The sequence below is a fragment of the Parabacteroides gordonii MS-1 = DSM 23371 genome (assembly GCF_000969825.1).
Classification (GTDB): domain Bacteria; phylum Bacteroidota; class Bacteroidia; order Bacteroidales; family Tannerellaceae; genus Parabacteroides; species Parabacteroides gordonii.
In genome coordinates this window covers 1,338,735-1,359,430 of record NZ_KQ033920.1, presented here as the reverse complement: position 1 = coordinate 1,359,430, position 20,696 = coordinate 1,338,735, and the positions used below count along the sequence as shown (strand labels likewise).

The following is a 20,696-nucleotide window of genomic DNA, read 5'->3' as shown; positions in this document are numbered from 1 at the left end:
CCCACTTGTTCCCCCGGAAAGAAAGAGGCTCCGGATTGTCCATTGTTGACCGTGTAAACTTTTTTAGTAAGACACGGTTAGCTACTGTAAAGAGTGTCAGTATGAATAAACTTATTTTGACAAGTTTTTTAGTATTGAAGTAATTAATTTGTAAACCTATTTCAGGTAAAGTCAGAGGATAATGGAAGATTTGTATCATAATATATGAGAACTGATTCTTATATATTATGATACTATCTTCTCATAATATATGATACATGTGTATCACAATATATGATACTGATCGCTTTTCTGCTGAAGTTTTCAGTTCTTTCTTATTCTTTTTCCAGTCTCTTATGCAAGCTTCTCAGTTCGAAAGAAAGCATTACACGGAAGATACCGATGATCAGCAGCGCATAGGCTATCATATAGACAAGAGTGAATACACCCAGTCCCGGTTGCCAGATGATAGCGATACTACAAATGATCGCCAGGATACCGAAGGCCATATACCAACCCCAGTTTCCGGTGCCGAACCGTTTCAGATCCATCGCATAACCCGTTGAAGAGAAGCCTCTGAACATTAACCAGAAGGCCAGAATGAAAGGCAGAACAGTCATACTCAGACCCGGACTGGCCATCAGATAGATACCAAGTATCAGGTCGATAATACCTCCTGCCAGATACCAGCCCCAGCTGGATATATGCTTACGGTTTGATACGGCAAACAGGATCTCTAAGGTACCGCTTACGAACATGGCTATACTAAACAGCATACTTAAAGCAATATAACTTGCCAGCGGTGTGAACATCAGGCATATTGCAATCAGGATATATAATAATCCCAGCAGAAGAGAAACCCACCAGTTTTGTACGGCGGAACTAATTTTTTCGTTAAATGCATTCATATTGAGTAACTTTTAAAAATTAAAGAATTTCTTCTGTAACAAAGCGTGGGAAAGAAAGGTTTTAAGGTAAAGACAAACCGGAATATTTTATATACATTTGTCGTCTGTTTAATAAATTATACACAAGTTAAAGTCTGCTCTTATGAAAGGTATTGTACTGGCAGGAGGCTCGGGTACCCGCTTGTATCCGATCACCAAAGGTGTCTCCAAACAATTGTTGCCGATTTATGATAAACCGATGATCTATTATCCTATATCTGTTCTTATGCTGGCAGGTATAAGGGAGATACTGATCATCTCTACTCCGCAGGATCTGCCCGGGTTCCGTCGGTTGTTGGGAGACGGTTCGGATTATGGTGTGCGTTTTGAGTATGCCGAACAACCTTCGCCCGATGGGCTGGCACAAGCCTTTATTATAGGGGAGGAATTTATTGGTAATGACTCGGCTTGCCTGGTGCTGGGCGACAATATCTTTTACGGACAAAGCTTTACAGCTATGTTAAAAGAGGCCGTTAACAATGTGGAGAAAGAACAAAAAGCAACCGTGTTCGGTTATTACGTCACCGATCCGGAACGCTACGGGGTTGCCGAATTCGATAAAGACGGAAACGTGTTGAGCATCGAAGAAAAACCGAAAGCTCCGAAGTCGAACTATGCCGTGGTTGGACTCTATTTCTATCCGAATAAAGTGGTTGAAGTGGCAAAACAAATTAAGCCGTCAGCCCGTGGAGAACTGGAGATCACAACAGTCAATCAGGAATTCCTGAACGACGGGGAGCTGAAAGTACAGTTACTGGGCCGTGGCTTTGCCTGGCTCGATACAGGTACGCACGATTCGCTTTCGGAAGCGTCGACCTTTGTCGAAGTGATTGAGAAACGTCAGGGACTGAAAGTGGCCTGTCTCGAAGAGATCGCTTTCCGGAAAGGGTGGATCGATGCCGACAAGTTGAAAGAACTTGCCACTCCGATGATTAAGAATCAATATGGTCAGTATTTATTGAAACTGATAAAGGAATGAATAAAGACAGTAAAATATTTGTAGCCGGTCATCGTGGCCTGGTCGGTTCTGCCATTCTGAAGAACTTGCAACAGAAAGGTTATACGAACTTTGTCCTGCGGACGCATGCAGAGCTCGATCTGACTGACCAGATCGCTGTAAACGAATTTTTTGCATCGGAGAAACCGGAGTATGTATTCTTGTCTGCTGCCCATGTAGGAGGAATTATGGCGAACAGCGTGTATCGTGCGGATTTTATTTATATCAATCTGATGATACAAAATAATGTGATCCATGCTTCCTATATTAATAATGTAAAGAAGTTGCTGTTCCTGGGAAGCACTTGTATCTATCCTCGTGAAGCTCCGCAACCCATGCCGGAAGACTGTCTGCTGACTTCTCCGCTGGAATATACGAATGAGCCGTATGCCATTGCAAAGATTGCCGGAATAAAAATGTGCGAAAGCTACAACCTGCAATATGGAACGAACTATATTGCTGTGATGCCGACAAATCTTTATGGCCCGAACGATAACTTCAACCTGGAAACTTCCCATGTGCTTCCGGCTATGATCCGTAAGATTCATCTGGCGAAGTGTCTGCACAGGAAAGATTGGGATGCGTTGCGTAAAGATCTGAATACACGTCCGGTAGAAGGCGTATCCGGAGAAGCCTCTGAAGATGCTATTCTGGCAATTCTTGAGAAATACGGAATTTGTCCCGGTAAAGTGGAGCTCTGGGGAACTGGGAAGCCGCTTCGTGAGTTCCTTTGGAGTGAAGAAATGGCGGACGCTTCCGTTTATATTATGGAACATATCGATTTCTCAGATGTCCGTCCCGAAGGAATAGAAGTTCGTAACACGCATATTAATATAGGTACGGGAAAGGAATTGTCTATAAAAGAAGTGGCTACCCTGATCCGTGAAAAGGTCGGTTTTGAAGGTGAGCTTACCTTCAACTCATCCAAGCCCGATGGCACTCTGCGTAAACTAACCGATGTAAGTAAACTTCATGCCCTGGGCTGGCATCATCAGATTGAGATTGCCGAAGGGGTGGAGCTTTTGTATAACTGGTATTTGAACAAACAATAATAAACTTAGTATAATGAGTAAAGTAGCTTTAATTACAGGCATAACAGGACAGGATGGAGCCTATCTGGCTGAATATCTTGTGAAGAAAGGATATATAGTGCATGGCATCAAACGTCGTTCGTCTATGTTCAACACAGACCGTATCGACCATCTCTATCAGGATCCTCATATAGAGAACAGAAACCTGATACTGCATTATGGCGATCTGACCGACAGCCTGAACCTGACCCGTATCATCGGTGAAGTACAGCCCGATGAAATATATAACCTGGCTGCTATGAGCCATGTGAAAGTTAGTTTTGATACTCCCGAGTATACAGCGAATGCTGACGGTTTGGGTGTTTTGCGCATCCTTGAAGCTGTCCGTTTACTGAATCTGACGACTAAAACCCGTATTTATCAGGCTTCGACATCTGAGCTATACGGTTTGGTACAGGAGGTTCCTCAAAAGGAAACAACTCCTTTTTATCCGAGAAGCCCGTATGCCGTAGCAAAACTTTATGGTTACTGGATAACCGTAAACTATCGCGAAGCTTATAATATGCACGCATCCAACGGTATCTTGTTCAACCATGAATCGCCGTTGCGTGGTGAAACGTTTGTTACACGTAAAGTAACCCGTGCCGTGTCACGTATTGCACTGGGGATGCAGAAAAAAGTTTATCTGGGAAATCTGTCTTCTAAACGTGACTGGGGGCATGCAAAGGATTATGTTCGTGCTATGCATGCCATTCTCCAACAGGATGAACCTTCTGATTATGTAATTGCTACCGGAATAACCACGACTATTCGTGATTTCGTGAGCAAGGCATTTAAGGAAATAGGGGTAGAAGTTATTTTCAAAGGAGAAAATGTTAATGAGGTTGCTTTATTAAACTATATTGACGAAAAAATGTTTATAGAGAAAGTAGGTGAGTCTTACCTCGAAAGTTTTAAGGAACGAATAGGAGAGGATGTGGTCGGAGTTGATCCACAGTACTTTCGTCCGACAGAGGTTGATTTGCTTATCGGGGATGCTACGAAGGCTCGTACCCGGTTAGGTTGGGAGCCGAAATACAGCCTTGATGCTCTTATTCAGGATATGATGCAGAATGATGTGAAGCTTATGAAAAAAGAGTCTTATCTCCGGGAAGGCGGGTACAAAATTCTGAATTATTTTGAATAAATTAAGAACAAAATATAGATTTAGTTTGTTTTAATTGAAAAAAGAGTTAATTTTGCTCTAAATTTGAGCGTTATTTGAGGTAATTGATTGTTTAATTAAAATGTTGATGAATATGAAGACTAAAGTATTACTTTTGGCTTTGTTGTCAGGTTTCGTTTTCTCTGTGTCTGCACAGGAATTTAAACCACAAGTTGGTTTTAGTACTGAAAAAGGTTATAAGACAAATTTCAAGAAAAACAAAGCTGGCGACAATTGGTTTATTTCTGTTGCTGGTGGTGCAAGTATGTTATTAGGTGACCAGAATAATAAAGCGGATTTTGGTAACCGTTTGAATTTTGCTCCTCAGTTCTCATTTGGTAAATGGTTTAATCCGTATCTGGCTTTCCGTGCTCAGTTGAACGGTGGTATTTTACACGGATTTTATCAGGATGGTAATGCTACTAAGATGCAGCACAACAAATATGCAGCTGCTCACGTAGATTTGTTATGGGATGTGACTAACTTCTGGGGTGTTTATAATGAAAAGAGAGTTTTCCGTTTGATTCCTTGGGTTGGTTTTGGTTATGCACAGCGTTTCAAAACTACAGAATCTGCTGAGTTTGCAAGAACAGAATCTCCTACATTGAATGCCGGTATCCTTACTGCTTTCCGTTTGAGCAACCGTGTTGATTTGAACGTGGAAGTTCAGGGTTCATTGCTGAACGAACAGTTTAACCGTATTTCTATGTATCACCTGTCTGACGGTATCGTTCAGTTAAGTGCAGGTTTGACATTCAAATTGGGTAAAACTAATTTCGAAGTATTGGAACCGATGGATTATGCATTGTTGAACGATTTGAACAATCAGATCAACTCTTTGCGTGCTGCTAACGATGAGCTGAGCAAACGTCCGGAATCTTGTCCTGAATGTGAAGAAGTAGTGACAAATGTTGTAAACAACTATGTTGACAATGTAGTTTACTTCCGTCTTAACAGTTCTAAGATCGATAAGAACCAGCAGATCAATATCTATAATACTGCTGAATTCATGAAGGGTAACAATACTCCGATCAAGGTTATCGGTTATGCTGATAAGAATACAGGAAATTCGAAATATAACATGGGTCTTTCTGAAAAACGTGCTAAAGCCGTTGCTAAAGAATTGATCGAGAAATACGGTATCAACTCTAACCAGATCACTATCGAATGGAGAGGTTCTGACGAGCAGCCGTATAGCGAAAACAACTGGAACCGTGTTGTAATCATGTCTGCAAATAATTAATTATTTTTTAATTATATCTGAAAAAGGCTGCACATTATGTTGTGCGGCCTTTTTTTTGCACATATTTATGCTTACTTTTGTGGAATTTTAGAACACAATTATGGAATTCGACAAAAAACATGGTTACCTTATCCAATGGTGTATAGGGATGGGAGATTTACTTGTGATAAATCTGCTGTTCTTTGCTGTCTATAATGGGTTAGGGGAGTTTTATACGAAAATGATTTCCTCGAGTTTAAGGGAGGTCGTTCTTTTATTGAATTTTTGTTACTTCTTTTCTCTCTATTTTATACCGATGCAATTGCATGTGGCCGTTATCTTTATAGATAAGATTGTTCAGCGTGCGTTTGCTCTTGTCTCTATAATGGTCTTTTTATTTGCAACCTGCCTTATATTTCTCAATATAGGCGATGTGTTGGCTACATTCTTGCTGGTTTATTATGTCGTGACGGTTGTCATTTTTTCTCTTTGGCGTGTTTTAGTTCGAGTAACTTTAAAGATGTATCGGAGAAAGGGACATAACTTTAAGAAGATTATCATAGTGGGGGCTGGAAAGAATGGTATGGAGTTGTATCGGGTTATGAAAGATGATCTTTCGTACGGCTTTAGTGTTATGGGCTTTTTTGATGATAATTTATCTTTGAAAAGTGTATTGCCGAATTATTTGGGTATGACGCATGATGTGGAGAGTTATGTACAGGCAAATGATATAGACGAAATTTATTGTACTTTGCCTGGAACACAGGATGAGAAAATATTGCGGATAATGAATTTTGCCGAAAAGCACATGATCCGTTTCTATATTGTCCCTGAATTTTACCGAAATATCAAGAAGAGTCTTGTGATGGAGATAATGGAGTCTATTCCATTATTGGCTATTCGTCGTGAACCGTTGCAGGCTGCTTATAACCGGGCATTGAAGCGATCCTTCGATATTGTTTTCTCTCTGGGGGTTTTATTGACGATCTATCCGATATTATATGTTATTATCGGTACTTTGATAAAAGTGACATCTCCTGGGCCGATCTTTTTTAAACAAAAACGTACAGGTCTGTATGGGCAGGAGTTCGAATGTTATAAATTCCGTACAATGCGGGTGAATGCAGATGCCGATAAATTGCAGGCTGCAAAAGATGATCCCCGTAAAACCCGTATCGGAGACTTCCTTCGTCGCACGAACTTGGATGAGTTTCCCCAGTTTATTAATGTGTTAAAAGGAGAAATGTCGGTTGTGGGACCGCGTCCTCATATGTTGAAACATACTGAACAATATTCTGCTCTTATAGATAAATATATGGTGCGCCATCTGGTGAAACCGGGGGTTACAGGTTGGGCGCAGGTTACCGGTTACCGGGGAGAAACAAAGACATTGGAACAGATGGAAGGCCGTGTGAAAAGAGATGTGTGGTACATCGAGAACTGGTCATTTTTTCTGGATCTGAAGATCATAGTGGTGACAGTTCTGAATATGTCAAAAGGAGAAAAGAATGCCTATTAAACTCATAAATTGCACACTTTTTGTGTATTTGTGTAATATAAATGCATATTTGTGCTATCTTTGCAGTCTATGGGAAGGATACTAGCAATTGATTATGGCCGGAAGCGTACCGGAATTGCTGTTACGGATACTTTGCAGATGATAGCAAATGGTCTGACAACAGTACCAAGCGGTGAACTTGTGGCCTGGTTATCCGGTTATGTATCTAAAGAACCGGTTGATCTGTTTGTTGTCGGTCAGCCTAAACAGATGAATAACGAACCTTCCGAAAATATGAAATATGTAGAGGCTTTTGTTACACATCTGAAACGAACTATTCCGGATATTCCGGTTGAATATTACGATGAGCGCTTTACCTCTGTTCTGGCACATAAGGCAATGCTTGACGGTGGTTTAAAGAAAAAGAAAAGACAGGATAAAGGTCTGGTAGACGAAATCAGTGCTGTTATTATCCTGCAATCATATTTAGAAAATAAAAAATATCAGTTTTAATTTATGATTTTACCAGTATACTTATATGGTCAGCCCGTATTAAGAAAAGAGGCTGAAGATGTTCCTAAAGATTATCCCGATTTAAAACAATTAGTGGCTAACATGTTTGACACCATGTATAATGCCGATGGAGTAGGATTAGCTGCTCCCCAGGTTGGATTGTCGCTCCGTCTGCTGGTTATTGACGCAGATGTGATGGGAGACGATTTTCCTGAATGCAAAGGATTCAAGCGTGCTATGATTAATCCGGATATTGTGGAACGAAGTGAAGAGGAGATTTCTATGGAAGAAGGTTGTCTCAGCCTTCCGGGAGTGCATGAGAAGGTATCCCGTGCCAAAAAGATCCGGGTGAAATATTTAGATGAAGATCTGGTCGAACATGATGAAGTGGTGGACGGTTTTGCCGCTCGTGTGGTACAGCATGAATGTGAACACTTGGAAGGTCATGTATTCATCGATAATGTATCTCCTATCCGCCGCCAGTTGAATAAAGGAAAACTCAATAGTATTATTAAAGGGACTGCTCGTTGTTCATACAGAGCAAAAGCTGTCGGTAAATAATAAAACTCTATTAAATAATCAGTATGACAGATTTAAGTAAAAACATTCAGGCCCTCAGGGAAAAGAAAGCCGTCGTAGAGATGGGTGGAGGCGAAGCTGCAATCGAAAAGCAGGTTGCTATGGGTAAACTTACTGCCCGCGAACGTATCCTTTCTTTGTTGGACAAGAACTCTTTTCATGAGTACGATTTGTTTGTTAAGCACGATGGTCGCGATTTCGGAATGGACAAGAAGGACTTTCCGGGCGATGGTGTAGTAACTGGTACAGGTACAATTTTCGGAGCTCCGGTTTGTATTTATGCACAGGACTTCACGGTAGCCGGTGGTTCATTAGGTTTGCAACATGCCCGTAAGATCACGAAGATCATGGACCATGCCCTGAAAATGAAATGTCCGATTATCGGTATTAACGACTCGGGTGGTGCTCGTATTCAGGAAGGTGTTGGTGCTTTGGCCGGATATGGCGAAATATTTTATAGAAATACAATTGCATCAGGTGTTATCCCTCAGATTTCTTTGATTCTGGGTCCATGTGCCGGTGGAGCTGTTTATTCTCCTGCATTGACAGACTTTGTGTTCGTGGTAGAAAATATCTCTAAGATGTTTATTACCGGACCGAACGTAATCAAGACTGTGTTGGGTGAAGATATTTCTATGGAAGATCTGGGTGGTGCTCGTGTTCATGCAGAAACAACAGGTAATGCTCATTTCTATGCATTGAGCGAACAGGAATGTTTCGAGCAGGTAAAACGCCTGGTTAGCTTTATTCCCTGGAACAATACAGACCACGCAAAACCGGTAGAAGCGAAAGAACCGTCAGTTATGCTTAATATCGAACAGGTTGTTCCTGCCGATCCGAAGCAGCCGTACGATGTTCGCGATGTTATTAAATGTATTGTTGATGATTCAGACTTCTTGGAAGTACAGGAGCTATGGGCTGCAAATATCGTAGTTGGTTTTGGTCGTATGGGTGGCGAAACTGTCGGTTTTGTTGCTAACCAGCCGATGGTACTGGCAGGTGTATTGGATTGCGACAGTGCTGATAAAGCCGCTCGTTTTATTCGCTTCTGCGACTCATTCAATATTCCTATTATTACACTGGAAGATATGCCGGGTTATCTGCCGGGTGTAGATCAGGAGCATGCCGGTGTGATCCGTCATGGTGCAAAAGTATTGTATGCTTATTCTGAAGCTACTGTTCCTAAGATCACCGTTATTCTGCGCAAAGCATATGGTGGTGGTTATATCGCAATGAACTCACGTCACCTGGGCGCAGACTTTATGTTCGCATGGCCGAGTGCAGAGATCGCTGTAATGGGGCCGGAAGGTGCTGCCAACATTATATTCCGTAAGGAAATCATGGAAGCGGAAGACCAGAATGCAATGCGTCAGGAAAAAGTAAAAGAGTATATTGAGAAGTTCGCTAATCCTTATGTGGCTGCTTCAAAAGGATTTATCGATTCTGTTATCGAGCCGAAAGAAACACGTTCGTTGTTACTTCACGCGCTGAAGCTTTCTGTTTTGAAAGAGGAATACAGACCGGCTAAAAAGCACGGAATACCTCCGTTCTAATTGAATCCGTAAATATACTTTTTGAAAATATGGAAAATAAAGAAAATGAATATGTAGACTTTGTAGTTACCGCCCGTAAATACAAAACGCTGCTGACTGAGAAATATAAAAACCGTAAGATGTGGCATAAGCCCTTCGTCGGTGACGTAATTTCTACTCTTCCGGGAACCATCGTGAAGATCTATGTGGAAAAGGGACAGACGGTGGAAGCCGGACAGTTACTCCTTATCCATCAGGCGATGAAAATGTACAATCGTATCGTTGCTCCGGTGGCCGGAGTGATCACCGAATTGGATGTAAAAGAGGGAGATAAGATTACAAAAGATCATTTGATGGTAAAAATAGAGTCTAAGTAAGATAATTTACTTATTTTTGCCTCACTCAAGTTGATATTTAGAATAGATGAAGAAGGCAATACTCTTTTTTATATTACAAATATGTTCACTTTCGCTAGTGGCACAGATCAATACGGATCGTGTACTGGCCATAGGACGTAATGCTCTGTATTTTGAAGACTATGTTCTGTCAATACAGTATTTTAATCAGGTAATTAAAGCGAAGCCTTGGTTGGCGGAACCGTATTTTTACCGTGCAGTAGCAAAAGTGAACTTAGACGATTACAAGGGTGCCGAGGAAGACTGTACATTATGTCTTCAGCGGAACCCTTTTTTAGTGCAGGCTTATTACGCCCGCGGAATTGCTCGTCAGAGCCAGGAAAAATATGCAGAGGCTATTAATGACTATGATAAAGGTCTTGAGTTTAAGCCTGAAGACCGGCAGATGCTTGTCAATAAAGCTGTAGCTAATATTCAGCGGAAAGATTACGACGAAGCAGAAAAGACATTTGATGTGCTGATGAAAGCGCATCCTAAATATTCCATGAACTATCTGACCCGCGGAGCCATGTACAGCGAGAAAGGAGATACCGTTAAAGCGCTTGCCGATTACAACATGGCGATTGAGATGGATCCGTATTATGCTCCGGCTTATGGAAACCGTGCTATTTTGCTTTATCAGACGAATGACCTGAAAGATGCGTTGGCCGATTTGAATGAAGCAATTAAATTGAATACCCGCGAAGGTGGTTATTATATCAATCGAGGTTTAGTCCGTTATCAGATGAATGACCTTCGTGGAGCTATGGCTGACTATGACCAGGTCATCAGTATGGATAAAAATAATCTGATTGCCCGCTTTAACCGTGGACTGCTCCGTTATCAGGTGGGAGATAATAACCGGGCTATTGAAGATTTCGATGTAGTGATCCAACTGGAACCGGATAACTATATGGCTTATTACAACCGCGCTTTACTCCGCTTTGAAACCGGTGACTATCGTGGTGCGGTAAGTGATTACGATGTGGTGTTGGGACAATATCCGAATTTTACCCCCGGATATTACAGCCGTTCGGAAGCCAAACGTAAGATGAACGATGTTGTGGGTGCTGACCGTGACTACTGGGCTGCTATCGAGATGGAAAACAATGCCAAGAAAGACCGTCAAGCCGGTGGGCAGACAGGAACAGCAACTGCTGCAAATAATAATGATGAAAATACACGTGAAAAATCGGATAAGAACATTAGTAAGTTTAATCGTCTGGTGGTGTATGATAAGGATGAAGAGCGAAGGAATAAATATCAGAGTGATGTTCGTGGACGTGTGCAAGATCGTAATGTGCGTGTAGACCTGGAACCTCAGTTTGTATTGACCTATTACGAAAAGATTGACCCGATCAAAAAAATAGTCTATTACGATAAGATGATCGAGGAGTTCAATGCCCGTATGGTTTTATCGCGTAAACTTCGTATCACGAATGAAGAAGCGGCTCTTACTGAAGATCAGATTGCCGTGCATTTTGAATCGATCAATGATTTCTCAGCTAAGATAGAAACACGTTCAAGCAATGCCGATGCTTATTTCGGTCGGGCTGTCGATTATATGCTGGTACAGGACTTTACTGAAGCTATTAAGGATTTCAATAAGGTAGTTGAACTTGATCCGACTTATACGATGGCTTATTTCAACCGGGCAGTGGTGCGCTATAAACAGTTGGTGTATGATATGTCGCAAGCCTCGAGTACGGATGATCTGTCGGCATCTATGGGAAGCATGAATTTTAATATCGGTAAAAACCAAAGTTTGTCGAGGACACCTTCTGATCCTGCATCAGCTAACGTAAAAGAAAATAAAAGAGCTTACGAGCATGAAATGATAACACGCGATTATGATATGGTTATCCGTTTGAATCCGGGTTTTGTTTATGCTTATTTCAATCGTGGAAACCTGCGTTGCGTTCAACGTGACTTCAGAGCTGCTATACAGGACTATAATGAAGCGATCAAACGTGATCCCGATTTTGCAGAAGCATACTTCAACCGGGGATTGGCACGTTTGTCTTTAGGTGATGCCAATCAGGGGATAGCCGACCTGAGTAAGGCGGGCGAACTGGGTATCATTAATGCTTATAGTATCATCAAGCGCATGACAAGCAACTAATTTATATTGCTCAATTAAGTTCAAAACAGACATGCTTTGCCAACAAAACATGTCTGTTTTGGGTTTAAAGCATATATCTTTTGGCGCAAAAGGATTATTTTACGAAAAAGAATGCTAAATTTGCATCCTAATTAAAAAGAATTATAGAGAACAGATTATGATAAAGATTACATTTCCGGATAATTCCGTAAGAGAATATGCTGAAGGAACTACTGCTATGCAGATCGCAGAAAGCATAAGTTCTCGTTTGGCTCAGGAAGTTTTGGCCGCAAGTGTGAATGGGGAAACCTGGGACTTATCTCGTCCTATTACTAAAGATTCAACAGTTAACTTGCTTAAGTGGGATGATGAAGAAGGTAAGCATGCTTTCTGGCACTCGAGTGCTCACTTAATGGCTGAAGCATTGCAGGAACTGTATCCGGGCATTAAGTTCGGTATCGGTCCGGCTATTGAAAATGGATTCTACTATGATGTGGATCCGGGTGAAGCTACAATCAAAGAAGGTGATTTTGCTGCTATTGAGGCAAAAATGCTGGAACTGGTTGCCAGAAAAGAAGAAATCAAACGTCAGGACATTACCAAGGCAGATGCCATGAAAATGTTCGGTGACAGAGGTGAAGAATATAAGACCGAGTTGATCGGCGAATTGGAAGACGGTACAATTACTACCTATACGCAAGGTGCTTTCACAGACTTGTGTCGCGGTCCGCACTTGCCTAACACTTCTTATTTGAAGGCTGTTAAGATTTTGAGCGTAGCCGGTGCTTACTGGCGTGGCGACGAAAAACGTAAACAGTTGGTTCGTTTGTATGGTATAACCTTCCCGAAAAAGAAAATGCTGGATGAATATCTGGCGTTATTGGAAGAAGCTAAAAAACGTGACCACCGTAAGATCGGTAAAGAACTTGAATTGTTTACATTTTCTACTGCTGTAGGTGCGGGTTTGCCTTTGTGGTTGCCTCGCGGTACTCAGTTGCGCCTGAAACTGGAAGACTTCCTGAAACGTATTCAGAAGAAATATGGTTATCAGCAGGTAATGACTCCACATATCGGGGCTAAACAGTTGTATGTGACTTCTGGCCACTATGCAAAATACGGTAAAGATTCATTCCAGCCGATTCATACTCCGCAAGAAGGTGAAGAATTCTTGTTGAAACCGATGAACTGCCCTCACCATTGTGAGATTTTCAAATCATTCCCACGTTCATACAAAGACCTGCCTCTTCGTTTTGCAGAGTTCGGTACCGTATATCGTTATGAACAGAGTGGTGAGTTGCATGGTCTGACAAGAGTACGTGGTTTTACCCAGGATGATGCTCACTTGTTCTGTCGTCCGGATCAGCTGAAAGATGAGTTCCTGAAAGTAATGGATATTATCTTTATCATTTTCAAGGCGCTTGACTTTGAAAACTTCGAAGCTCAGATTTCCTTGCGTGATAAAGTGAACAGAGATAAATATATCGGTTCGGAAGACAACTGGGAAAAAGCGGAAACAGCCATTATCGAAGCATGTCAGGAAAAAGGCCTGAAGGCAAAGATCGAATATGGTGAAGCAGCTTTCTACGGTCCGAAGCTGGACTTTATGGTGAAAGATGCGATCGGTCGTCGCTGGCAGTTAGGTACTATCCAGGTAGACTATAACCTGCCGGAACGTTTCGAACTGGAATATACAGGCGAAGACAATAAAAAACATCGTCCGGTAATGATACACCGTGCGCCATTCGGTTCAATGGAACGTTTTGTTGCTGTACTGATTGAGCATACCGGTGGTAAATTCCCGTTGTGGCTGACTCCGGATCAGGTATGTATCATGCCTATCAGTGAGAAGTTCAATGACTATGCATGGGATATCGCCCGTCAGTTGGAAGAGCAGGATATCCGTGTATTGGTAGACGACAGAAACGAGAAAATTGGTCGTAAGATTCGTGATAACGAATTGAAACGTATTCCTTATATGCTCATTGTAGGAGAGAAAGAAGCAGAAAATAATGAAGTTTCTGTAAGAAAACAGGGCGAAGGTGATAAAGGTTCGATGAAAATTACTACCTTTGCAGCGCTTTTAAACGATGAAGTAGAGGAAATGATGAATCGTTGGCAAAAAAGTAAACAATAAATAACTAATAACGAGGAGAATAAATCTTTTTGAATGAAGAATGACAATCTGAAAGAACAGTACAGAATCAACGAACGTATTCGTGTTCGTGAAGTTCGTTTAGTAGGTGACAATGTAGAACCGGGAGTATACCCGATCTCTCAGGCATTAAAAATTGCCGAAGATCTGGCACTTGACCTGGTAGAAATTTCACCCAATGCTGCGCCCCCCGTTTGTAGAGTAACCGATTACCAGAAATTCCTCTATCAGCAAAAGAAAAGACAGAAAGAGCAAAAAGCGAAGTCAGTTAAGGTTGTAGTGAAGGAGATTCGTTTCGGACCTCAGACTGACGATCATGATTATAACTTTAAGTTGAAACATGCCAAAGGATTTCTGGAAGAAGGAGCAAAGGTTAAAGCGTATGTGTTCTTTAAAGGACGTTCCATTCTTTTCAAAGAGCAGGGAGAAGTTTTGTTACTTCGTTTTGCCAATGATCTGGAAGAGTATGGTAAGGTAGAGCAATTACCTGTGTTGGAAGGGAAACGTATGATCATCATGCTGACACCTAAAAAAGCAGGAGCTCCGGCAGCTGCTCCGAAACCGGCAAATGCAGCAGGACCTGCAAAACCTGTGGTGAAGAAAGTTATAACTCTGAAGCCTAAGACTGAGTCTGAGGCTAACGAAAATGAAGAATAAGAAAAACCGCCCGTTAGAGGGTGTCAAGTTTAATAATTAAAACAAAATTGGAAAATGCCTAAGATGAAGACTAATTCCGGTGCCAAAAAGAGGTTCGCCCTTACCGGAACAGGAAAAATCAAAAGAAAACACGCTTTTAAAAGTCACATTTTGACTAAGAAGACTAAAAAAGCTAAGAGAAACCTTACTCACACTGGCCTTGTTGCCACTGTTGATGTAAACAGTGTTAAGCTAATGCTTGGCATGAAGTAATCTTCTTAAATTAAGCGAGTTTTACAAAGATTTTTATTAACCGAATGTATTTAGCAAGTAAGATCATCAAATAATTAAGATGGCGCTAACATTCAAAACAGATTAGAATTATGCCTAGATCAGTAAATCATGTTGCTTCAAGAGCAAAAAGAAAACGGATTTTAAAACTTACCAGAGGTTATTATGGTGCACGTAAGAATGTGTGGACCGTAGCAAAGAATACCTGGGAAAAAGGTTTGACTTATGCTTTCCGTGACCGTCGTAACAAGAAACGTAACTTCCGCGCATTGTGGATCCAGCGTATCAACGCTGCTGCACGTCTGGAAGGTATGTCTTACTCTCGTTTGATGGGAGCTTTACACGCTGCAGGTATTGAAATCAACCGTAAAGTGTTGGCCGACCTGGCTGTAAACCATCCGGAAGCTTTCAAAGCAATCGTTGCTAAAGTAAAGTAATTGATATATCATAATGTCAATAGGAGAAGAGTCCTCATTAGAGGGCTCTTTTTTTGTTTACTTTTTACAATTCATACGTTCTGAAACAGTGAGAGTTTACTTTTTTATTCAATATTTAAAGGCAAATACTCTACATTTTGTTTGGATAATTCAAAGCCTTTACATATCTTTGTAATAAGAAAAATGAGTTAGCCGCACTTGTTCGATTGGGAAACTCATCAGTTTATTTTAATTCCGAGACAAAGCTCTTGTCGCTAATGGCGGGCCGCACCCTTCGGGGCATGCATCGCACAGCGGATTACAAAGGTGGCAAAGCACTCAAATCCTGTCATACGGAGTTTGTTCATATCTACGGTGCGGCTTTCTTCTCATATAAAGGGAAAATCTCTTACGGGATTTTCCCTTTTTCTTTGTATATTTACCGCACCAAGAATAAATACACAAAAACTGATTATTATGTTGTTGCCAAAACAATCGCGCATGACGATAACGGGTGTCGCCGTAGCGTGTTCTTTATTTTTTGTTGCCTGTTCTCCGAAAGAGACTGTGCAACTGAATATAATTCCGCTACCCACACAGGTTAGTGCATCCGGAGGCTTTTTTAAAGCTGACAGTGCAGCCGTCTTTTCTGCGGAAAAACCAGCAAATGTCCACTTTACCGTGGATGAGTCGATAGGTGGAAATCCGGAAGGATATCAGCTTATAGTTAATGAAAAAGGGATCGACCTGAAAGCGGCTACCGAAGCAGGCTTGTTCTATGGGGAACAGACACTCCGGCAGTTATTTTCTCCCCAGGGCTTCCCTTATGTGGCTATACAGGACGAGCCCCGTTTCAAATACCGGGGAATGCATCTGGATGTGTCGCGCCATTTCTTCCCGAAAGAAGAGGTATTCAAACTGATGGATGTAATGTCTTTTTACAAATTGAATAATCTTCACCTTCATCTTACTGATGCCGGTGGTTGGCGTATCCAGATGGATAAATATCCAAAGTTGACAACAGAAGCTGCTTTTCGTACGGAATCCGACTGGAGGAAATGGTGGGATGGAAAAGACCGTCAATATTTACCCGAGGGAACTCCGGGTGCTTATGGCGGTTATTATACGAAAGACGATATCCGTGCCATCGTAGCTTATGCTGCATCTAAACATATTAATGTAATACCGGAAATAGAATTTCCCGGACACTCGGAGGAGGTATTATTCGCTTATCCGGAATTGAGTTGCTCTGGTGTTCCTTATAAGAATGGTGATTTCTGTATCGGTAATCCTAAGTCATTTACTTTTATGGAAGATGTATTGGATGAAGTGATCGAGCTGTTCCCTTCAGAATATATCCATATCGGTGGTGACGAAGCTGGTAAAGGCGCCTGGAAAACCTGTCCGAAATGCCAGGCTTTGATGAAAAAGAACGGCATGAAGAGTGTAGACGAACTTCAGAGCTACATGATCCATAAAGCGGAAGATTACCTGATCTCTAAAGACCGTAAACTGATCGGTTGGGATGAGATACTTGAAGGCGGTTTGGCTCCTGAAGCAACCGTTATGTCCTGGCGTGGTGAAAGTGGTGGGATCAAGTCTGCCCGTATGGGACATGATGTTATTATGACGCCAGGTAATTATATGTATTTCGACTTTTATCAGGCGGATCCTAAAACCCAGCCGTATGCCATTGGCGGATATACTCCGATCAAGAAAGTGTATAGTTATAACCCGATTCCGGTTGATTCGCTTACTGTTGAAGAAAGTAAACATATCATGGGAGTTCAGGCTAATACCTGGACAGAATATATCCCGGATAAAAAACATCTGGAATATATGATGTACCCTCGTGCTTTGGCGCTTGCCGAGATTGCCTGGTCGCCGCAGGAAAAGCGTGAATGGGATGACTTCAAACCGCGTATGAATGCCCATATCGTTAAATTGCAGCAAATGGGTATTAATACATTTACCCTTTCCGACGAACTTGAAGTGACGATGAAGGTCGATACCGTCAATAAGCAGATCGAAGTCTTCCTGGATGCCGAAAAGTATCCGGCTGAAATTCGTTATACAACAGACGGAGCAGTTCCGACTGCCTCTTCTTCCCTTTATGATGGCATGATCATGGTAAAGGATTCTGCTTATATCAAAGCGGCAATCTTTAAAAATGGAGAATTGCAGGGTACTCCGACTGAGAAGAAAGTCGATTATCACCGTGCAATCAACAAACCTATACATTATAATAGTAAGTTGTATCCGGGTTATATGGCCGGAGGAATGAATGCTCTGCTCGACGGATACCGTGGCGGACTCACATATTTGGATGGTCGTTGGCAAGGTTATCTGAATGACCTGGATTGCGTGATCGATATGGAAGAGGTGACCGATATCCACAAAGTCTCTGCCCGTTTTATGCAACTGATCGGCCCGGGAGTGTATCAACCGGCCAGTGTGGAGTTGCTAACTTCTGAAGATGGAACTAACTTCACTTCGCAAGGTCTTATTCCGACTACTATTTCTAATAAAGATCCGGAACTTTCTTTTCAGGAATATACCTTCTGTGGTGACTGGAAAGCCCGTTATGTCCGTTTGAAAGCAGATGAAGCCAACAAGGGATTTATCTTTGTCGATGAAATTGTCGTATGGTAACTAAACAGTATATATTTAAATTATTAACTAAATAAATCAAGAATGAAGAAGCAAGTAATGAGCCTCCTGCTGTGTGGTAGCCTGATGGCGGCAGCACAACAGCCGGTAGATTATGTAAACCCTTTTATCGGGACGAGCAATTACGGGACGACGAATCCCGGCGCCATCTGTCCGCAGGGTATGATGAGTGTCACTCCATTCAATGTGATGGGATCGGAGAGTAACCGTTTCGATAAAGACAGCCAATGGTGGTCGACTCCTTATTCCTCCGACAACGATTTCTTTACAGGGTTTGCCCATGTAAACCTGAGTGGAGTAGGTTGTCCTGAACTGGGAAGTCTCCTGTTAATGCCTACAGCCGGCGAATTGAATGTGGACTACAAGCAATACGGTAGTAAGTACAAAGATGAAACCGCCCATCCGGGATATTATAGCAACGTCCTGACCAAATACAATATTAAAGCTGAAGCAACAGCCAGTATGCGTACAGGATTGAGCCGTTTTACTTTCCCGAAAGGGCAGGGTAATATACTGCTTAATCTAGGTGAAGGACTAACAAACGAAACCGGAGCAACTGTCCGTATGGTCAGTGATACGGAGATTGAAGGAAGCAAGTTGCTGGGAACATTCTGTTATAATCCCCAGGCCGTTTTCCCGATCTATTTCGTCATGAAGGTAAGCAAAGCTCCCAAGCAGATAGGATACTGGAAGAAACAACGTGAAATGAAGGGGGTAGAAGCCGAATGGGATATCTATTCCGGTAAATATAAACTCTATACCAAATACAACCGTGAAATGAGCGGTGATGATATTGGTGTATGGCTTACCTATGATACAGAGGAAAATGAAGCCATCGAAGTAAAGATGGGCGTCTCTTTCGTCAGTATCGAAAATGCTCGTTTGAACATGAATACCGAGCAGCCCGATTTCAACTTCGACAAGGTTAAAGCTGCTGCAAGCACGATGTGGAACAACGACCTGTCGCGCGTTAAAGTTGAAGGAGGTTCAAAAGATGATAAGACGATCTTCTATACAGCACTTTATCACCTGCTGATCCATCCGAATATCATTCAGGATGTAAACGGCGAATACCCGATGATGGAAAGTTTGAAAGTCGGTCATACGACAGGCAATCGCTACACAGTTTTCTCCTTGTGGGATACGTATCGTAATGTAAGCACGTTGATGACGTTGCTTTTCCCCGAACGTCAGTTGGATATTATTCGTACGATGGTCGATATGTATAAGGAAAGCGGCTGGTTGCCCAAATGGGAACTCTACGGACGCGAAACCTTGACGATGGAAGGCGATCCTTCCATACCTTATATAGTAGATGCCTGGATGCGCGGTCTGCGTGACTTCGATGTTGAAACAGCTTACGAAGCGATGCGTAAAGGAGCTACTACTCCCGGTGAGTTCAACCTGCTTCGTCCGGACAATAATGATTATATGAGTAAAGGATATGTTCCTCTGCGCGAACAGTATGATAATTCCGTTTCTCATGCACTGGAATATTATATTGCCGACTGGAACCTTTCTCAGTTTGCCAAAGCATTGGGAAAGAAAGAGGATGCCAAGTTGTTCTATGATCGTTCAATGGGCTATAAACATTATTATAGTAAAGAGTTCGGTACCCTTCGTCCGATCTTGCCTGACGGAACATTCTATTCACCTTTTAATCCGAAACAAGGTGAAAACTTTGAACCTAACCCCGGTTTCCATGAAGGAAGTGCCTGGAACTATACATTCTATGTGCCTCACGATATCCCCGGGCTGGTTAAGCTGATGGGCGGTCAGAAGAAATTTGTCGATAAACTGCAAATGGTATTCGATGAAGGTCATTACGATATGGCTAACGAACCGGATATTGCTTATCCTTACCTGTTCAGTTACTTTAAAGGTGAAGCATGGCGTACACAGAAAACAGTCCGCGAGCTGTTAAGCAAGTATTACCATAACGCTCCGAACGGCCTTCCCGGAAATGATGATACCGGTACAATGTCTACCTGGGCTGTATTCTCAATGATGGGATTCTATCCAGCTTGCCCGGGAGATATGGATTACGTACTTACTTCACCGACCTTCAACAAGGTTATCATCGATCTGAACAAAAAGTTCTATCCGAAAGGTGAGTTGGTGATCGAGTCTATGCACCAGACTCCGGAAGATATCTATATAAAAGAAGTAACCGCCGGAGGAAAGAAGTTGAAAGGCTATACCATTTCTCAGGAGGAACTGGTGAATGCCGGAACACTTAAGTTTATTTTAGAAGATACGCATAAATAAACAAAGAGAAATAAGTAAAGCAAAAGCCCTGGGAAGAAACAAACTTCTCAGGGCTTTTTTTATTCATAAGCAGAAGTATATGTCTGGTTTCAGAATGTAAATCTTCTAAAATTTTAAAATACTGCAAAATAATAATGACTAGAAAAAACGATCGTTTTTTCTAGTCATTATTATGTGCGCAAAGGTATTAAATATTTATTGAAATACAATATGACTGAAATTTTTTATTTAGCTATTTATTAAATACATAAGTTCAATTATTCAA

17 protein-coding genes are annotated in these 20,696 nt (G+C 41.8%); 16 read left to right on the top strand and 1 reads right to left on the bottom strand.

The features are described 5' to 3' along the window. Window positions 1-314: 314 nt before the first annotated feature. Complete coding sequence (locus HMPREF1536_RS22775; protein ID WP_028728208.1) at window positions 315-887, bottom strand: HdeD family acid-resistance protein; 573 nt, start codon at window positions 885-887, stop codon at window positions 315-317. A 142-nt stretch (window positions 888-1,029) separates the two neighbouring features. Here HMPREF1536_RS22775 and rfbA point away from each other — a divergent pair, with 142 nt between their 5' ends. From rfbA to HMPREF1536_RS22695, 16 genes are all read left to right on the top strand, one after another. Beyond that, window positions 1,030-1,905: a glucose-1-phosphate thymidylyltransferase RfbA gene (gene rfbA / locus HMPREF1536_RS22770; RefSeq protein ID WP_028728207.1), complete on the top strand. Its 876-nt coding sequence runs from the start codon at window positions 1,030-1,032 to the stop codon at window positions 1,903-1,905. After that, a complete protein-coding gene (locus HMPREF1536_RS22765; protein ID WP_028728206.1) occupies window positions 1,902-2,975 on the top strand; it encodes a GDP-L-fucose synthase family protein in 1,074 nt (357 codons plus the stop codon). Before rfbA ends, HMPREF1536_RS22765 begins: the two co-directional genes overlap by 4 nt. Window positions 2,976-2,988: 13 nt before the next feature. Further along, window positions 2,989-4,140: a GDP-mannose 4,6-dehydratase gene (gene gmd / locus HMPREF1536_RS22760; RefSeq protein ID WP_028728205.1), complete on the top strand. Its 1,152-nt coding sequence runs from the start codon at window positions 2,989-2,991 to the stop codon at window positions 4,138-4,140. Window positions 4,141-4,252: 112 nt separating this feature from the next. Next, on the top strand, window positions 4,253-5,401 hold the full coding sequence (locus HMPREF1536_RS22755; protein WP_028728204.1) for an OmpA family protein: 1,149 nt from the start codon (window positions 4,253-4,255) through the stop codon (window positions 5,399-5,401). Between the two features lie 100 nt (window positions 5,402-5,501). Beyond that, window positions 5,502-6,899: an undecaprenyl-phosphate glucose phosphotransferase gene (locus tag HMPREF1536_RS22750; RefSeq protein ID WP_028728203.1), complete on the top strand. Its 1,398-nt coding sequence runs from the start codon at window positions 5,502-5,504 to the stop codon at window positions 6,897-6,899. 69 nt (window positions 6,900-6,968) lie between these two features. Further along, window positions 6,969-7,391 carry a Holliday junction resolvase RuvX gene (gene ruvX, locus HMPREF1536_RS22745; RefSeq protein WP_028728202.1) on the top strand — a complete coding sequence of 141 codons (423 nt, stop codon included), beginning with the start codon at window positions 6,969-6,971 and terminating at the stop codon, window positions 7,389-7,391. 3 nt (window positions 7,392-7,394) lie between these two features. Continuing rightward, window positions 7,395-7,952: a peptide deformylase gene (def, locus tag HMPREF1536_RS22740; RefSeq protein WP_028728201.1), complete on the top strand. Its 558-nt coding sequence runs from the start codon at window positions 7,395-7,397 to the stop codon at window positions 7,950-7,952. A 23-nt stretch (window positions 7,953-7,975) separates the two neighbouring features. Further along, on the top strand, window positions 7,976-9,523 hold the full coding sequence (locus HMPREF1536_RS22735; RefSeq protein WP_028728200.1) for an acyl-CoA carboxylase subunit beta: 1,548 nt from the start codon (window positions 7,976-7,978) through the stop codon (window positions 9,521-9,523). A 29-nt stretch (window positions 9,524-9,552) separates the two neighbouring features. After that, on the top strand, window positions 9,553-9,879 hold the full coding sequence (locus HMPREF1536_RS22730) for an acyl-CoA carboxylase biotin carboxyl carrier protein subunit (protein ID WP_028728199.1): 327 nt from the start codon (window positions 9,553-9,555) through the stop codon (window positions 9,877-9,879). A gap of 46 nt (window positions 9,880-9,925) precedes the next feature. Further along, the gene (locus HMPREF1536_RS22725) at window positions 9,926-12,019 is read left to right on the top strand and encodes a tetratricopeptide repeat protein (RefSeq protein WP_028728198.1); all 2,094 of its coding nucleotides are present in this window, start codon (window positions 9,926-9,928) and stop codon (window positions 12,017-12,019) included. Between the two features lie 157 nt (window positions 12,020-12,176). Further along, a complete protein-coding gene (gene thrS, locus HMPREF1536_RS22720) occupies window positions 12,177-14,132 on the top strand; it encodes a threonine--tRNA ligase (RefSeq protein ID WP_028728197.1) in 1,956 nt (651 codons plus the stop codon). A gap of 33 nt (window positions 14,133-14,165) precedes the next feature. After that, a complete protein-coding gene (gene infC, locus HMPREF1536_RS22715) occupies window positions 14,166-14,807 on the top strand; it encodes a translation initiation factor IF-3 (protein ID WP_028728196.1) in 642 nt (213 codons plus the stop codon). 54 nt (window positions 14,808-14,861) lie between these two features. Further along, a complete protein-coding gene (rpmI, locus tag HMPREF1536_RS22710) occupies window positions 14,862-15,059 on the top strand; it encodes a 50S ribosomal protein L35 (RefSeq protein ID WP_007657083.1) in 198 nt (65 codons plus the stop codon). Window positions 15,060-15,169: 110 nt separating this feature from the next. Then, entirely contained in the window at window positions 15,170-15,514 is a 345-nt protein-coding gene (gene rplT, locus HMPREF1536_RS22705) for a 50S ribosomal protein L20 (protein WP_022455800.1), read from the top strand. A 456-nt stretch (window positions 15,515-15,970) separates the two neighbouring features. After that, a complete protein-coding gene (locus tag HMPREF1536_RS22700; protein ID WP_028728195.1) occupies window positions 15,971-18,145 on the top strand; it encodes a family 20 glycosylhydrolase in 2,175 nt (724 codons plus the stop codon). A 42-nt stretch (window positions 18,146-18,187) separates the two neighbouring features. Next, the gene (locus HMPREF1536_RS22695; protein WP_028728194.1) at window positions 18,188-20,431 is read left to right on the top strand and encodes a GH92 family glycosyl hydrolase; all 2,244 of its coding nucleotides are present in this window, start codon (window positions 18,188-18,190) and stop codon (window positions 20,429-20,431) included. Window positions 20,432-20,696: the final 265 nt, after the last annotated feature.

Bases quoted from the DNA above. Each gene is read 5' to 3' on its own strand.
- HMPREF1536_RS22775 (WP_028728208.1), bottom strand. From the start codon at position 887: ATGAATGCATTTAACGAAAAAATTAGTTCCGCCGTACAAAACTGGTGG.
- rfbA (WP_028728207.1), top strand. From the start codon at position 1,030: ATGAAAGGTATTGTACTGGCAGGAGGCTCGGGTACCCGCTTGTATCCG.
- HMPREF1536_RS22765 (WP_028728206.1), top strand. From the start codon at position 1,902: ATGAATAAAGACAGTAAAATATTTGTAGCCGGTCATCGTGGCCTGGTC.
- gmd (WP_028728205.1), top strand. From the start codon at position 2,989: ATGAGTAAAGTAGCTTTAATTACAGGCATAACAGGACAGGATGGAGCC.
- HMPREF1536_RS22755 (WP_028728204.1), top strand. From the start codon at position 4,253: ATGAAGACTAAAGTATTACTTTTGGCTTTGTTGTCAGGTTTCGTTTTC.
- HMPREF1536_RS22750 (WP_028728203.1), top strand. From the start codon at position 5,502: ATGGAATTCGACAAAAAACATGGTTACCTTATCCAATGGTGTATAGGG.
- ruvX (WP_028728202.1), top strand. From the start codon at position 6,969: ATGGGAAGGATACTAGCAATTGATTATGGCCGGAAGCGTACCGGAATT.
- def (WP_028728201.1), top strand. From the start codon at position 7,395: ATGATTTTACCAGTATACTTATATGGTCAGCCCGTATTAAGAAAAGAG.
- HMPREF1536_RS22735 (WP_028728200.1), top strand. From the start codon at position 7,976: ATGACAGATTTAAGTAAAAACATTCAGGCCCTCAGGGAAAAGAAAGCC.
- HMPREF1536_RS22730 (WP_028728199.1), top strand. From the start codon at position 9,553: ATGGAAAATAAAGAAAATGAATATGTAGACTTTGTAGTTACCGCCCGT.
- HMPREF1536_RS22725 (WP_028728198.1), top strand. From the start codon at position 9,926: ATGAAGAAGGCAATACTCTTTTTTATATTACAAATATGTTCACTTTCG.
- thrS (WP_028728197.1), top strand. From the start codon at position 12,177: ATGATAAAGATTACATTTCCGGATAATTCCGTAAGAGAATATGCTGAA.
- infC (WP_028728196.1), top strand. From the start codon at position 14,166: ATGAAGAATGACAATCTGAAAGAACAGTACAGAATCAACGAACGTATT.
- rpmI (WP_007657083.1), top strand. From the start codon at position 14,862: ATGCCTAAGATGAAGACTAATTCCGGTGCCAAAAAGAGGTTCGCCCTT.
- rplT (WP_022455800.1), top strand. From the start codon at position 15,170: ATGCCTAGATCAGTAAATCATGTTGCTTCAAGAGCAAAAAGAAAACGG.
- HMPREF1536_RS22700 (WP_028728195.1), top strand. From the start codon at position 15,971: ATGTTGTTGCCAAAACAATCGCGCATGACGATAACGGGTGTCGCCGTA.
- HMPREF1536_RS22695 (WP_028728194.1), top strand. From the start codon at position 18,188: ATGAAGAAGCAAGTAATGAGCCTCCTGCTGTGTGGTAGCCTGATGGCG.